Source organism: Pseudomonas sp. BC42 (genome assembly GCF_021560055.1).
GTDB lineage: Bacteria > Pseudomonadota > Gammaproteobacteria > Pseudomonadales > Pseudomonadaceae > Aquipseudomonas.
In genome coordinates this window covers 6,632,282-6,645,033 of sequence record NZ_CP091067.1, presented here as the reverse complement: position 1 = coordinate 6,645,033, position 12,752 = coordinate 6,632,282, and the positions used below count along the sequence as shown (strand labels likewise).

The window sequence follows — 12,752 nt, the reverse complement described above, 5'->3', positions numbered from 1 at the left end:
GGAAGCCGCAAACAAAAAAGCCCCAGGCCATCAGGCCAGGGGCTTTTTCGCTAAAGATGGCGCACTCGGCGGGATTCGAACCCACGACCCCTGCCTTCGGAGGGCAGTACTCTATCCAGCTGAGCTACGAGTGCAGTGCGGGCGACATCATACCTATGTCGACTCGGGGCGTCCACGCCGGTTTTCATTGGCGTGCGGTTGTCCGTCGCTACCCGAGGCAACCCGGGCCGTAGCGGCAGTTTTTCCCGCTGCATCGGTCGTTCGGCCCAGCGCAACCTGCAGCCATATCCGTGCAGTCACGGGGCACAGGGAGGTGCGGGAGATGAACTGTTCGATGCAAGAGGGCCTGCCGTCAGCCTTGGCGGATCATCTGTTCGAGGCGAGCTGGAAGGCGGTGTTGCCCGGGTTGCAGCGTCGTGCCCGGCAGTTGGCGCGGGGCAACGCCGATGGCGCCCAGGAGTGGCTGGCGGCCACGGCGATCAAGGCGCTGCTGTTCTTTCGCCGTTCGCCGGAGCGGATTCGCGACCCCCAGGGCTTTCTGTTCCTGGTGCTGGACCATGTGTTTGTCGACAGCTGTCGGCGGCGGGCGCGGGAGCAGCGGCTGTTCGTGGATTTCGCCGATTTCGAGGACGACCCGCTGCAGCAGCTGGAGGCGCCGCAGATGTCGGTGCTGGAGCAGGTGGAGCTGCTGGAAACCCTGGCCCTGCTCAGTCGGCGGGTGGCGCAATTGCCCCTTAAAAAACGCCGCTTGTTTGAACTAAAGTTTGTCGACGATCTGCCCTACCCGAACATTGCCGCCGAGCTGGGGATGAACCAGCCCCTGGCGCGCAAGCACGTGCAATTGTTGCGTGAGGCCCTGCGTTGAGGGGGTGGCAGGATTCACAGCGGGCGCGTCGGGACGTTCTTGTTCAGTGAGCCTGTTTTCGATGCTGTAGCCGGTGCCGCCGCCTTCTGCGGTGGGCCATTCCATCTAAGGAGAGATGTATGCCCGATCCAATGGTCAATTCGCAGATCACCGACGCCGTCACCCAGACCAACGTCAAGGTGGTGGCCGAGGCTCCGGCCCAGGCCATCGCCTCGCTGTACCAGGTGGCCAGCCACTCGGCGGGCCTGTCGTTGCAGAACGCGGTCAACAGCCAGCAGGCGCTGAATCAGATCTCCAACGCGGTGGTGTCCAAGGCCGTGGCGTTGATCATGGCGATCGGCGAGTAGGGCTGACAGCCCGGGAGAATCGTCATGGCATGGTTCAAGAAGAAAACCCCACCCGCGGCCGCGGCCGATGACACCGCGAGCGCGGCGGCCGGCCCCAGTCCGGAGGCGGCCGAGCCTCGGGCGGCACCCCGCAAGACCGCGGCGGCCGACCCTGCGCCTGCAGCGCCGCCCGCCGCTGCCGCGCAACCTTCGGTGATGGAGACGATGAACGCGCAGTTGCTCAAGCAGGCCGGCACCCCTGGCACCGACAGCACCGATGCACTCAACAGCCAGATTGTCCAGGCGGTGCAGTTCACCAATGCCCAGACCTTCAGTTATGCCCCGGCGCAGATCGCCGCGGCGCCGGACATGATGATCAGCCAGGCCGCCGGCCTGGTGGCGCAGTCCGCGGCGGGGTATTTCGACGGGGTCAGCAAGCTGGCCCTGGCGGCGCAGTCGGTACTGCTCAAGCAGATGACCGAGAACATCGTCAAAGAGAACGTGAAAGGCGCCGCCGAGGATGCCCTGGGCGCCCTGGTCACGGATCTGCTGGTGGGTGCCGCCGCGGCCGTCGCGGCGGCGGCCGGTGCCATGGAAGCCGATGCGGCGAGCATGGCCATCGACAAGATCGATGAAAGCATCACCAAGTACAGCGACGTTCTGGCCAATCGATCCTCGTCCTCCTGAGTGCGACCCTCGGGCGCGCAAGGCGCCCGGGGTTGTCGTGCAAGAGGCGCCGGCGTTCGCCGGCCGCTCTGTTCACCCCAGGCGTTGAAGTTCGACGGACCCGGTGCCCAGCCCTTCAACGCCATTCATCGAGAAAGGAGCAAGCAATGGCGAATGAAGAGCCAACCCCGATGGCGACGATACTTCTCTTTGCCGAGAAATATCTGAGGCGTCCATTGACCCAGGTCGAGCGCCAGGTACTGGAGGCGTTTGCCCAGGACAAGCCGCTGGACATGTCCAGGTCTGCGCAACAGAGCGTTGATCAGGCGCGGCTGCGGGCTGCCGAGCTGATACAGGCCGATGAACAGCGCACGCGCAAGATCATCGAGCAGTTGGCGGGGGCCGGTGCCGGCAAGGCTGATCCCCAGGCGCGCGAGCTGGTGCTGCGTCAGCTGCTGGCGGCGGCCGAGCACCAGTCCGCGGCCGCCACTCCAGCGCCGACTGGCGCAGCGGAACCGGCAGCGGCGCCGAGTGCGGACAAGGCCGCGGCACCCGCCCCAGCTCCTGCCCCTGCCGACGATCCAGCCCTCAAGGCAACGATCAGCGCCCTGGTGCAGCAGGAGGTGAAAGCCGCCGTCGAGGCGCGCATGGCCGAGTTGTCGCAGAAAGTCGAGGACACCCTCAAGCAGGTGCTCGCCGCTGCCGGGCAATGAGTCCCCCCTGAAATAAGCCGAGGGTCCCGGGCAACACGGTTCACAGCAAAACGGCTGCCACGTTCACTCAAAGACACGGAATGCTCCGTGTGCCTAACAAAGGAAGTTGAGCCATGCCACTTGTAAACGAACAAATCACCGATGCCGTCACCCAGACCAACGTCAAAGTCGTCGCCGAAGCGCCGGCCATGGCGATGGGCACCATCTACCAATCCATGGCCCAGGCCACCGCGATCCTGTTCCAGAACTCGGTGTCGGCGCAGCAGCAGCAAAACACCCTGGCCCAGGCCGCGACCAACCAGGGCGTGATGCAGATCTACAGCGTCGACACCACCGCCGGCGCCGCGGCCACCGAGAAGGTTGCCCAGGGCGGCGTATCCGACAACCTCACCAGCCTGCTGACGGTGCTCAAGTCCTTCCAGGGCTGAGTGGTTGAACGTCTGAGTTCCCGTTGAACTTTCCTGCTGAAAAAATGGAGTTTTTATGAGCACAGTCAGTCCGCAAATCACCGATGCCGTGACCCAGACCAACGTCAAGGTGGTTGCCGAAGCGCCGGCCATGGCGATGGGCACCGTATACCAGTCCATGGGTCAGTCCGTGGCCATCCTGTTCCAGAACTCGGTGTCGGCACAGCAACAGCAAAACACCCTGGCGCAGGCCGCGACCAACCAGGGCGTGATGCAGATCTACAGCGTCGACACCACCGCCGGTGCGGCGGCCACCGAGAAGGTCGCCCAGGGCGGTGTGGCCGACAACCTCACCAGCCTGCTGACGGTGCTCAAGTCGTTCAGCGGCTGACCCTCCTCCAGGCGTCATGCCAACGCCCCCGCGGTCTGCAGGCCGCGGGGGCGTTGTCTTTTGCCCGGCGGCATGGGAGGTTGAGGCGGATTTTTTACCGCTAGGCGCCTTTACGTTCTTTTTTTCGAACAGCCTATTGTCCTTTACCCCTGTTGACCCTAGGATTCGTTTGAGATTTCAAACGCTCTTGCCTGGGTGCCCAAGCGCACGTCTATCCTTGTGTGCGACATTTTCGTGCTTTTACCCAGTGAACGATTTTCCTGACGGCAGCTTTGTCCCGGCTTTCGGACGCGCCAGCGCGGTCCGTGTCTGACAGGGCGCCTTTTTTACAATCACAATTCGCCCCGCGTATGCGCGGTGCTGTTAAGGAAGCCGACATGCAGCTCAAAGACGCCCAGTTGTTCCGCCAACAAGCCTTCATCGATGGAGCTTGGGTCGACGCGGACAACGGCCAGACGATCAAGGTCAACAACCCCGCTACCGGTGAAATCCTCGGTACCGTACCCAAGATGGGCGCCGCCGAAACCCGCCGCGCCATCGAAGCCGCCGACAAGGCCCTGCCGGCCTGGCGTGCCCTGACCGCCAAGGAGCGCGCCACCAAGCTGCGCCGCTGGTATGAACTGCTGATCGAAAACCAGGACGACCTGGGTCGCCTGATGACCCTGGAGCAGGGCAAGCCGCTGGCCGAAGCCAAGGGCGAAATCGCCTACGCCGCCTCCTTCATCGAATGGTTCGCCGAAGAAGCCAAGCGCATCTACGGCGACGTGATCCCCGGCCACCAGCCGGACAAGCGCCTGATCGTGATCAAGCAGCCGATCGGCGTGACCGCGGCCATCACCCCGTGGAACTTCCCGGCAGCGATGATCACCCGTAAAGCCGGCCCGGCCCTGGCCGCCGGTTGCACCATGGTCATCAAGCCCGCTTCGCAAACCCCGTTCTCGGCCCTGGCCCTGGTAGAGCTGGCGCACCGCGCCGGGATCCCCAAAGGCGTGCTGAGCGTGGTGACCGGCAGCGCCGGCGACATCGGCGGCGAGCTGACCAGCAACCCGATCGTGCGCAAGCTGTCGTTCACCGGCTCCACCGAAATCGGTCGCCAGCTGATGGCCGAATGCGCCAAGGACATCAAGAAAGTCTCCCTGGAGCTGGGCGGCAACGCGCCGTTCATCGTGTTCGACGACGCCGACCTGGATAAGGCCGTCGAAGGCGCGATCATCTCCAAGTACCGCAACAACGGTCAGACCTGCGTCTGCGCCAACCGCCTGTACATCCAGGATTCGGTGTACGACGCCTTCGCCGAGAAGCTGAAAGTGGCCGTGGCCAAGCTGAAGATCGGTAACGGCCTGGAAGAAGGCACCACCACCGGCCCGCTGATCGACGAAAAAGCCGTGGCCAAGGTCCAGGAACACATCGCCGACGCCCTGAAAAAAGGCGCGACCCTGCTGGCCGGCGGCAAGCCGATGGAAGGCAACTTCTTCGAGCCGACCATCCTGGTCAACGTGCCCAAAGACGCGGCCGTGGCCAAGGAAGAAACCTTCGGCCCGCTGGCACCGCTGTTCCGCTTCAAAGACGAAGCCGAAGTCATCGCCATGTCCAACGACACCGAATTCGGCCTGGCGTCGTACTTCTATGCCCGCGACCTGGGTCGTGTGTTCCGTGTGGCCGAGGCCCTGGAATACGGCATGGTCGGGGTCAACACCGGCCTGATCTCCAACGAAGTGGCGCCGTTCGGCGGCATCAAGGCCTCGGGCCTGGGCCGCGAAGGTTCCAAGTACGGGATCGAGGATTACCTGGAAATCAAATACCTCTGCCTGGGTATCTGATCCGGTTTCAAGCGCCGGGGGCACGAGAGCGCTGTCCCCCTGCGCCGCTTAAAAAAACGCACTTTTCAAGGTGGCCCGGGAAGGCTCCGACAGTCGATCAACGCATGCTGTCGCAGCCGCTTCCCCGCCCCGCAACCCTTGAATCACACCGCTGTAGCCGCGGTGAATGAGGACACTATGAGCAAGACCAACGCATCCCTGATGAAACGCCGTGAAGCCGCTGTACCGCGCGGTGTTGGCCAGATTCACCCGATCTTCGCCGACAGCGCGAAGAACGCCACCGTCACCGACGTTGAAGGCCGCGAGTTCATCGACTTCGCCGGCGGTATCGCGGTACTGAACACCGGTCACGTGCACCCGAAAGTCATCGCCGCGGTGACCGAGCAGCTGAACAAGCTGACCCACACCTGCTTCCAGGTGCTGGCCTACGAGCCCTATGTGGAACTGTGCGAAAAGATCAACGCCAAGGTCCCGGGTGACTTCGCCAAGAAAACCCTGCTGGTGACCACCGGTTCCGAAGCCGTGGAAAACGCCGTGAAGATCGCCCGTGCCGCCACTGGCCGCGCCGGCGTGATCGCCTTCACCGGCGCCTACCACGGCCGCACCATGATGACCCTGGGCCTGACCGGCAAGGTCGTGCCTTACTCGGCCGGCATGGGCCTGATGCCAGGCGGCATCTTCCGCGCGCTGTACCCCAACGAACTGCATGGCGTGAGCATCGACGACTCCATCGCCAGCATCGAGCGCATCTTCAAGAACGACGCCGAGCCCCGTGACATCGCCGCGATCATCATCGAGCCAGTGCAGGGCGAAGGCGGTTTCTACGTCGCGCCCAAAGAGTTCATGAAGCGCCTGCGCGCCCTGTGCGACCAGCACGGCATCCTGTTGATCGCCGACGAAGTGCAGACCGGCGCTGGCCGTACCGGCACCTTCTTCGCCATGGAACAGATGGGCGTTGCCGCCGACCTGACCACCTTCGCCAAATCCATCGCTGGCGGCTTCCCGCTGGCCGGTGTCTGCGGCAAGGCCGAATACATGGACGCCATCGCTCCAGGCGGCCTGGGCGGCACCTACGCCGGTAGCCCGATCGCCTGTGCAGCTGCCCTGGCGGTGATGGAAGTGTTCGAGGAAGAGCACCTGCTGGATCGCTGCAAGGCGGTGGGCGAGCGTCTGGTGACCGGTCTCAAGGCCATCCAGGCCAAGTACCCGGTGATCGGCGAAGTGCGTGCCCTGGGCGCGATGATCGCGGTGGAACTGTTCGAAAACGGCGACAGCCACAAGCCGAACGCCGCTGCCGTGGCCCAGGTCGTGGCCAAGGCTCGCGACAAGGGGCTGATCCTGCTGTCCTGTGGCACCTACGGCAACGTGCTGCGGGTGCTGGTGCCGCTGACCTCGCCAGACGAGCAGCTGGATAAAGGCCTGGCCATCATGGAAGAGTGCTTCGCTGAACTCTGAGTGGTTGCTGTGACCTGATCGACAAAAAAACCCGCTTCGGCGGGTTTTTTTTCGTCCCCGGGCGGTCCGTGGGGGATTTGCGCTGTATGGAAGCCCGCGCATTGACTAAGGTGCAAAGGATTGCCTAGGGAGCGTGCTGCATGACCGCTGTTGATTTACCCGCTGTACCTCGTGTGCTGATTGCCGAGGCCGACCCCTGGTCCCGCGATTTGCTCAAGCAAGTGCTGCTCAACGTGCGCTGTGATGCGCGTGTGGACCTGTGTGCCGACGGTCAGGAAGCCTTGGAGCTGTTGAGCGAAAAACCTTACGACCTGATCATTGCCGACTGGGAGTTGCCCGGGGTGGATGGTCTCGCCTTGCTGCGCTCCGTGCGCCAACGCAAGCGCAACCCGCTGCAGCCGTTCATTCTGCTCAGCGCTCGCAACGACAGTGCCAGCGTGCGCGAGGCCCTGCCCCTGGCGCCCACCGCCTACCTGACCAAACCCTTGAACATGGAAGGCCTGACCCAGCGCCTGCAGGGGTTGCTGCTGGACGCCGGCCAGGAAGTCTCCTGCGAGGTGCCGGCCCTGGCCCCGGGCATGAGCCTGTGGACTTTTCTCGAACGCCGGCGCGAGATCGCCGACGGCGCACCGTTGCTGACCGACGTGCAGTTGGCGGTCAAGCGCAGCCTCAATCCTGAAGGTCTGGACCTCAAGCTGTTGGAGGAGGAGCTGCGCACGGACCCGCAGGTCACCGCGGTGCTGATCGCGGCCGCCAACAGCGCCGCGCAGCACCACGGCGACGGCGTGCAGACCCTGTCCCAGGCCCTGCACCGGCTGGGCACCGGGCAGAGCATGAACCTGATTCTCGGGCTGACCCTCAAGCGCAGCGCGCGCCTGAGCGACCCGGCCCTGGCCGACTACGCCGAGCGTTACTGGGAGCTGTCGCTGCACACCGCGGAATACGGCCGCACCCTGGCGCGCTTGCTGGATTTGGACCAGGAGCGCTGCTATTGCGCCGGGCTATTGCATCGCCTGGGGGATCTGGCGCTGCTGCGCTGTCTGCAGGAGTGGAAACAGGCCGGGGGCGAGCTCGACGATCAGGAAGAGATCGGCGATGCCCTGGAGCGTTTTGGCGCGGCCTACGGTTCGGCCCTGCGCACCCGCTGGCGCATGCCCCTGGAACTGCGGGATCTGATTGCCTCGAGCTATCAGTTGGGCGGTGGGGTGTACTCCCGCGAGGCGCTGGTGATGAACCTGGCGGCGCAGCTGGCGCGCTTGACCGAGCATGAGGGGATCGAGGAACTGGCCCGCAGCAAGACCGCGCGCCTGCTGAAAATCGGCTTGCCGGAGCTGACCCGCCTGCGCAAAGGCTGACCCGACATTGGAGCCGGCTTGGCGGCGAAGAGGCCCCGGGCCTTGGGCAAGCCGTGGGAGTGTCTTGGCTGGCAAGCCCGCTCCAACGAGCGGGGGCGCGGGTGATTACCCGCTGACGATGCGGTTCTTGCCCTGGCGCTTGGCCTGGTACATCGCCGCGTCGGCGCGGGCGAACAGGCTGTCGAGGCTTTCATCTTCGCGGCGCCGGCTGCTCAGGCCCTGGCTGATGGTGATGTTGAAGGTCTGGCCCTGGCAGCTGAAGGTCTGCCGCTGAATCTCTCGCTGCAGGCGTTCGGCGACCTTGTGGGCCATGTCCGTGGCGCAGCCGGGAAACACCGCCGCGAACTCTTCGCCACCGATGCGCCCGAACAGATCGCCGCGGCGCAAGGCGGCACGCCCGCTTTCGGCAATGCGTTGCAGCACGATGTCGCCTTCGGGGTGACCGTAGGTGTCGTTGATCACCTTGAAGTCATCGATGTCCAGCAACAGAAAGACCAGGGGCAAGCCGTGCAGGCGCGCCTGCTCGAACTCGCGATGGGCGCATTCGAAGAAGTGCCGGCGGTTGCTGCTCTGGGTCAGCACGTCGGTGGTCGCCAGGCGTTGCAGTTCGGCTTCCAGCTGCTTCTTCTCGGTGATGTCTTCGGCAATGCCCACCACGATCAGCCGTTGCCCGGGTTCGGCGTTGCGGTTGATGAAGCATTTGTCGCTGAGCCAGCGCACCTGGCCATTGGCGTCGATGATGCGGTACTCGCGGTCTTCCACCGCGCCCTTTTCCAGCACCTGGGCCAGGCTGCGCTCGGCGTATTCCAGATCGTCGGGGTAGATGCTGTCGCGCCACTGCTTGCTGTCCGCCAGCAGCAGTCCGGCAGGGCGTCCGAATATGCGTTCATAGGCCGGGCTGACGTACAGCACCTGGCGGCTGTCCCAGTCATAGGCCCAGAGCACCGCGTTGACGCTGACCAGCAGGGAGCTGAACAGCTGCTCGCGCTCGGTCAGGCGCGCGACCTCGCCCTGGGCGTGCATCAGGGCCAGTAGGGTTTGCGCGGCTTCGGGCCACTGCACAAGCGAAGATGGAGTGTGTGAATTCTTATTGACCATCGGCACAGATCTCAAGAGGTCTGCCGCGCGGTATTGAACAGCGGCTACGACCAAGCCCGCCTGGGTGGCGAAGTGTTGCTTGAGATAGGGGATCGGACGCTAAGTTCCCAGCCATTGCGGCGATACTTGGCGAGCCCGCCGGACGGTCGCAGGCGCCCCTCGCCCGCCGCGGGCGAGGGGCTCCGGCTCAGGCTGCGGTGGGCCGCAGAGAGTAGGTTTTCAACTGATGGGCAAAGTCCCGCAGGGACTGGATGCCGCTGGCTTCGGCCTCGTGCACCCAGTCCTTGATCGCCGCCAGCATGTCGTGGCCGTTGGCGCTGGTCTTGACCCAGATCTGCTGCAGGGCCAGGCGTTTTTCGTAGATCACCTTCAAGGCCTGGCTGTGTTCCAGCATGTTCTGGATTCGCAGGTGGTGGCGGTCTTCCAGCAGGCTGGTCTCTCGGGACAGCAGGCGCTTGGCGCGGTGGAACTGGTGGCGCACCGAGTGATCGACCTTGGCCAGTTCCTGTTTCACCAGCGGGCCGATCACCAGCTTGCGGTACTGGGCCATGATCTGGAACCGGTTGTTGAGGATGGCCATGGCGGTGTCCATGTCCAGGTGCCCCTTGCCTTCGACCCGATGGGCGATCGGCGCCACCCGCTGGACCTTGGCCAGCCCCAGCAGGCTGAACAGCTTGATCCAGGCCCAGCCCATGTCGAACTCCCACTTCTTCACCGAGAGCTTGGCCGAGTTGGGGTAGGTGTGATGGTTGTTGTGCAGCTCTTCACCGCCGACGATGATGCCCCAGGGCACGAGGTTGGTGGCGGCGTCACGGCATTCGAAGTTGCGGTAGCCCACGGCATGGCCCAGGCCGTTGATCACGCCGGCGGCCCAGAACGGAATCCACATCATCTGGATCGCCCAGATGGTGATGCCGATGGTGCCGAACAGCAGCAGGTCGATGACCGCCATCAGCGCGATACCACCCAGCTTGTAGCGGCTGTAGAGGTTGCGCTCGATCCAGTCTTCCGGGCAGTTCTTGCCATAGATGCGCAGGGTTTCCGGGTTTTTCGCCTCTTCGCGATACAGCTCGGCGCCCTTGCGCAGCACGGTGGACAGGCCCTTGATCACCGGGCTGTGGGGGTCGTCGACGGTTTCGCATTTGGCGTGGTGCTTGCGGTGGATGGCGGTCCACTCGCGGGTGTTCTGCGCCGTGGTCAGCCACAGCCAGAAGCGGAAGAAGTGTTTCAGGCCGGCGTTGAGTTCCAGGGAACGGTGTGCGGAATAGCGATGCAGATAAATGGTGACCGCGACAATGGTCACGTGGGTCATCAACAGGGTGACTGCCACCAGTTGCCAGGCGGACAAGCCAAGTAAACCTTCGTACCACATAGGCGATAAGGCCCTCGATAAAGAAAAAAACAGCTCAGGCATTATCACCAAGCTCACTGAGAAAACCAGTCGCCCTTTCAGATAAGAGTGGCGGCATGTTTCTTCCTCTATAATCCCGAACTTTTCGTGTGGAAATAGACGGACTTATGTCGGTTTCTTATCGCAATGGCTTGCGTGCCGCGCTGCTCTATCTGCTGCTGTCCCTGATCTGGCTGCAGTTCAGTGGTTATTTACTGAGCAGTTTCTTCGATGGATTCACCGATCAGGCGCACTGGCACCAGGTCAGTGGCTACGCCTGGGCACTGGTCAGCGCGGTGCTGATTTTCTTTGCCCGGGCCCGCCTGTTGCGAGTCATGGGGGCCGATCGCTGGTTGCGCCATCAACAGAAGGATCGCGAGCGCCTGCGCCAGGCGGCGGCGGTGTTCGACTGCACCCGCGAAGGGGTACTGGTCAGCGACACCCAGGGCCAGATCGTCCACGTCAATCGCGCCTTCATCGAGATCACCGGCTACCAGAGCGAAGAGGTGCTGGGGCGTCAGCCGAGCCTGTTCAAGTCCGGCCATCATTCGGCGGACTTCTACAAGGCGATGTTCGACTCGCTGGAGAAAACCGGAGAGTGGAGCGGCGAGATCTGGAATCGGCGCAAGAGCGGCGAGATCTACCCGCAGTGGCAGAGCATTCGCGCGATCCGTGATGAACAGGGCGAGCTCACCCACTATGTCGCGGTGTTCTCCGACATCAGCGCGATCAAGGATTCCGAGCACGAACTGGCGCACCTGGCCCACCACGATCCGCTGACCGACCTGCCCAACCGCCTGCTGTTCACCGACCGTGCCGAACAGGCCCTGGCCTCGGCGCAGGTCCACAAGCGCGGCTGCGCCATGCTGATGATCGACCTCGATCACTTCAAGATGATCAACGACAGCCTTGGCCACAACGTCGGCGACCAGTTGCTCAAGGCGGTGGCCGAGCGCCTGGGGGACCTGTCCGGGCAGGGCATCACCCTGGCACGACTGGGGGGCGACGAGTTCGCGGTACTGGCCGAAAGCTGCCCGCAGCTGGTGCAGGCCGCCGCCCTGGCCCAGCGCATCATCGACGGCCTCAAGGAGCCTTTTTTGCTGGGCGAGCAGCAGGTGGTGATCAACGCCAGCATCGGCATCAGCCTGTTTCCCAGCGATGCCCTGAGCGCCAGCCAGCTGCTGCGCAACGCCGACGCGGCGCTGTTCAAGGCCAAGAGTGCCGGACGCAACGGCTATGCCCTGTACACCGAAGAACTCACCGCCCATGCCCAGCAACGGGTCGAAATCGCCTTCGAGCTGCGCCGGGCCCTGGAGCAGCAGGAACTGCGGGTCTACTACCAGCCGGTGCACGATCTTGAAACCAGCCACCTGATCGGCGTCGAGGCCCTGGTGCGCTGGGAGCATCCCCAGCGTGGCCTGGTGTCCCCGGCGGAGTTCATCCCCATCGCCGAGCGCACCGGGATGATTGCCGAGATCGATGCCTGGGTCATGCAGCAGGCCTGCCGGCAGATGTGCCAGTGGCAGGCCGATGGGGTGACGCTGTCGTTCATCGCGGTGAACGTCTCGACCCGGCTGTTCGCCCGCAGCGAGCTGTACCAGCAGGTGGCCCAGGTGCTGCACGACACCGGCCTGGACCCGGCCTACCTGGAGCTGGAAGTCACCGAGAGCGCGGTGATGGATGACCCGGAAGTGGCCCTGGAACAGATGCACCGGCTGCGCGAGCTGGGCATTCGCCTGGCCATCGACGACTTCGGCACTGGCTATTCGTCCCTGCTGCGGCTCAAGCGTCTGCCGGTGCAGAAACTCAAGATCGACCAGGGCTTTGTCGCCGGCCTGCCGTTCGATGAAGACGATGCGGCTATCTCCCGGGTGATCATCGCCCTGGCCCAGAGCATGGGCATGCAGGTGCATGCCGAAGGCATCGAACAGGCCGAGCAGGCGCGCTTCTTGCTCGAACACGGCTGCGACCTGGGGCAGGGCTACTGGTTCGGCCGGCCGATGCCGGCGGAGCAGCTCGACTGGAGCAATGCTCCCGCCATCCGCTGATCCCCTGTAGCCGCTGCCGCAGGCTGCGAACGAGTTGGGCGGCACTCCGACGCAGCGGTCGCGGCGATGTCAGGACGCCAAGGGTTCGTCTATAGATCGCCAGGCAAGGCCCTGCGGGCCTTGTCGCAGCCTCGCGAAAGCTCGGCAGCGGCTACAGGATCGAATGCGCCATGGCCAGGGGAGCTCCCAGGCTCTGCCCGGACGCGCGCGCCGACCAA

At 64.1% G+C, this 12,752-nt stretch carries 12 protein-coding genes and 1 tRNA gene; 10 read left to right on the top strand and 3 right to left on the bottom strand.

Features of this window, described 5'->3' with window-relative positions; all coding sequences use genetic code 11:
* Positions 1-57 precede the first annotated feature (57 nt).
* Positions 58-134: transfer RNA gene (locus L1O02_RS30045), tRNA-Arg, on the bottom strand.
* 188 nt (positions 135-322) lie between these two features.
* On the opposite strand from L1O02_RS30045, the gene L1O02_RS30040 reads away from it, so the two are divergent.
* The 9 genes from L1O02_RS30040 (at position 323) to L1O02_RS30000 (ending at position 7,998) form a co-directional block, all read left to right on the top strand.
* Positions 323-865 carry a sigma-70 family RNA polymerase sigma factor gene (locus tag L1O02_RS30040; RefSeq protein WP_082729158.1) on the top strand — a complete coding sequence of 181 codons (543 nt, stop codon included), beginning with the start codon at positions 323-325 and terminating at the stop codon, positions 863-865.
* A 119-nt stretch (positions 866-984) separates the two neighbouring features.
* Complete coding sequence (locus L1O02_RS30035) at positions 985-1,212, top strand: RebB family R body protein (protein ID WP_011058560.1); 228 nt, start codon at positions 985-987, stop codon at positions 1,210-1,212.
* A 24-nt stretch (positions 1,213-1,236) separates the two neighbouring features.
* Positions 1,237-1,878: a hypothetical protein gene (locus L1O02_RS30030; protein WP_235759283.1), complete on the top strand. Its 642-nt coding sequence runs from the start codon at positions 1,237-1,239 to the stop codon at positions 1,876-1,878.
* Between the two features lie 170 nt (positions 1,879-2,048).
* A complete protein-coding gene (locus L1O02_RS30025; RefSeq protein WP_231978995.1) occupies positions 2,049-2,570 on the top strand; it encodes a hypothetical protein in 522 nt (173 codons plus the stop codon).
* 113 nt (positions 2,571-2,683) lie between these two features.
* Positions 2,684-2,998, top strand: a complete 315-nt coding sequence (locus L1O02_RS30020; RefSeq protein WP_025128569.1) for a RebB family R body protein — start codon at positions 2,684-2,686, stop codon at positions 2,996-2,998.
* A 55-nt stretch (positions 2,999-3,053) separates the two neighbouring features.
* On the top strand, positions 3,054-3,368 hold the full coding sequence (locus L1O02_RS30015) for a RebB family R body protein (protein WP_060836956.1): 315 nt from the start codon (positions 3,054-3,056) through the stop codon (positions 3,366-3,368).
* Positions 3,369-3,745: 377 nt separating this feature from the next.
* Entirely contained in the window at positions 3,746-5,188 is a 1,443-nt protein-coding gene (gene gabD, locus L1O02_RS30010) for an NADP-dependent succinate-semialdehyde dehydrogenase (RefSeq protein WP_060836957.1), read from the top strand.
* A gap of 177 nt (positions 5,189-5,365) precedes the next feature.
* On the top strand, positions 5,366-6,643 hold the full coding sequence (gene gabT, locus L1O02_RS30005) for a 4-aminobutyrate--2-oxoglutarate transaminase (protein WP_047283408.1): 1,278 nt from the start codon (positions 5,366-5,368) through the stop codon (positions 6,641-6,643).
* 140 nt (positions 6,644-6,783) lie between these two features.
* The gene (locus L1O02_RS30000) at positions 6,784-7,998 is read left to right on the top strand and encodes an HDOD domain-containing protein (protein WP_060836958.1); all 1,215 of its coding nucleotides are present in this window, start codon (positions 6,784-6,786) and stop codon (positions 7,996-7,998) included.
* Positions 7,999-8,103: 105 nt separating this feature from the next.
* Here the strand turns inward: L1O02_RS30000 and L1O02_RS29995 are convergent, their stop codons facing one another.
* Both L1O02_RS29995 and desA read right to left on the bottom strand, forming a co-directional pair.
* A complete protein-coding gene (locus L1O02_RS29995; RefSeq protein WP_060836959.1) occupies positions 8,104-9,096 on the bottom strand; it encodes a sensor domain-containing diguanylate cyclase in 993 nt (330 codons plus the stop codon).
* A gap of 187 nt (positions 9,097-9,283) precedes the next feature.
* Positions 9,284-10,468 carry a delta-9 fatty acid desaturase DesA gene (gene desA / locus L1O02_RS29990; protein WP_060836960.1) on the bottom strand — a complete coding sequence of 395 codons (1,185 nt, stop codon included), beginning with the start codon at positions 10,466-10,468 and terminating at the stop codon, positions 9,284-9,286.
* Positions 10,469-10,614: 146 nt separating this feature from the next.
* Between desA and dibA the strand changes: the two genes are divergently transcribed.
* Positions 10,615-12,534 carry a phosphodiesterase DibA gene (dibA, locus tag L1O02_RS29985; RefSeq protein WP_060836961.1) on the top strand — a complete coding sequence of 640 codons (1,920 nt, stop codon included), beginning with the start codon at positions 10,615-10,617 and terminating at the stop codon, positions 12,532-12,534.
* Positions 12,535-12,752 lie beyond the last annotated feature (218 nt).

Excerpts from the sequence above, each read along its gene's own strand:
- L1O02_RS30040 (WP_082729158.1), top strand. The coding sequence starts at position 323 with ATGAACTGTTCGATGCAAGAGGGCCTGCCGTCAGCCTTGGCGGATCAT.
- L1O02_RS30015 (WP_060836956.1), top strand. The coding sequence starts at position 3,054 with ATGAGCACAGTCAGTCCGCAAATCACCGATGCCGTGACCCAGACCAAC.
- dibA (WP_060836961.1), top strand. The coding sequence starts at position 10,615 with ATGTCGGTTTCTTATCGCAATGGCTTGCGTGCCGCGCTGCTCTATCTG.
- L1O02_RS29995 (WP_060836959.1), bottom strand. The coding sequence starts at position 9,096 with ATGGTCAATAAGAATTCACACACTCCATCTTCGCTTGTGCAGTGGCCC.
- L1O02_RS30030 (WP_235759283.1), top strand. The coding sequence starts at position 1,237 with ATGGCATGGTTCAAGAAGAAAACCCCACCCGCGGCCGCGGCCGATGAC.
- gabT (WP_047283408.1), top strand. The coding sequence starts at position 5,366 with ATGAGCAAGACCAACGCATCCCTGATGAAACGCCGTGAAGCCGCTGTA.
- L1O02_RS30035 (WP_011058560.1), top strand. The coding sequence starts at position 985 with ATGCCCGATCCAATGGTCAATTCGCAGATCACCGACGCCGTCACCCAG.
- L1O02_RS30020 (WP_025128569.1), top strand. The coding sequence starts at position 2,684 with ATGCCACTTGTAAACGAACAAATCACCGATGCCGTCACCCAGACCAAC.
- L1O02_RS30025 (WP_231978995.1), top strand. The coding sequence starts at position 2,049 with ATGGCGACGATACTTCTCTTTGCCGAGAAATATCTGAGGCGTCCATTG.
- gabD (WP_060836957.1), top strand. The coding sequence starts at position 3,746 with ATGCAGCTCAAAGACGCCCAGTTGTTCCGCCAACAAGCCTTCATCGAT.
- L1O02_RS30000 (WP_060836958.1), top strand. The coding sequence starts at position 6,784 with ATGACCGCTGTTGATTTACCCGCTGTACCTCGTGTGCTGATTGCCGAG.
- desA (WP_060836960.1), bottom strand. The coding sequence starts at position 10,468 with ATGTGGTACGAAGGTTTACTTGGCTTGTCCGCCTGGCAACTGGTGGCA.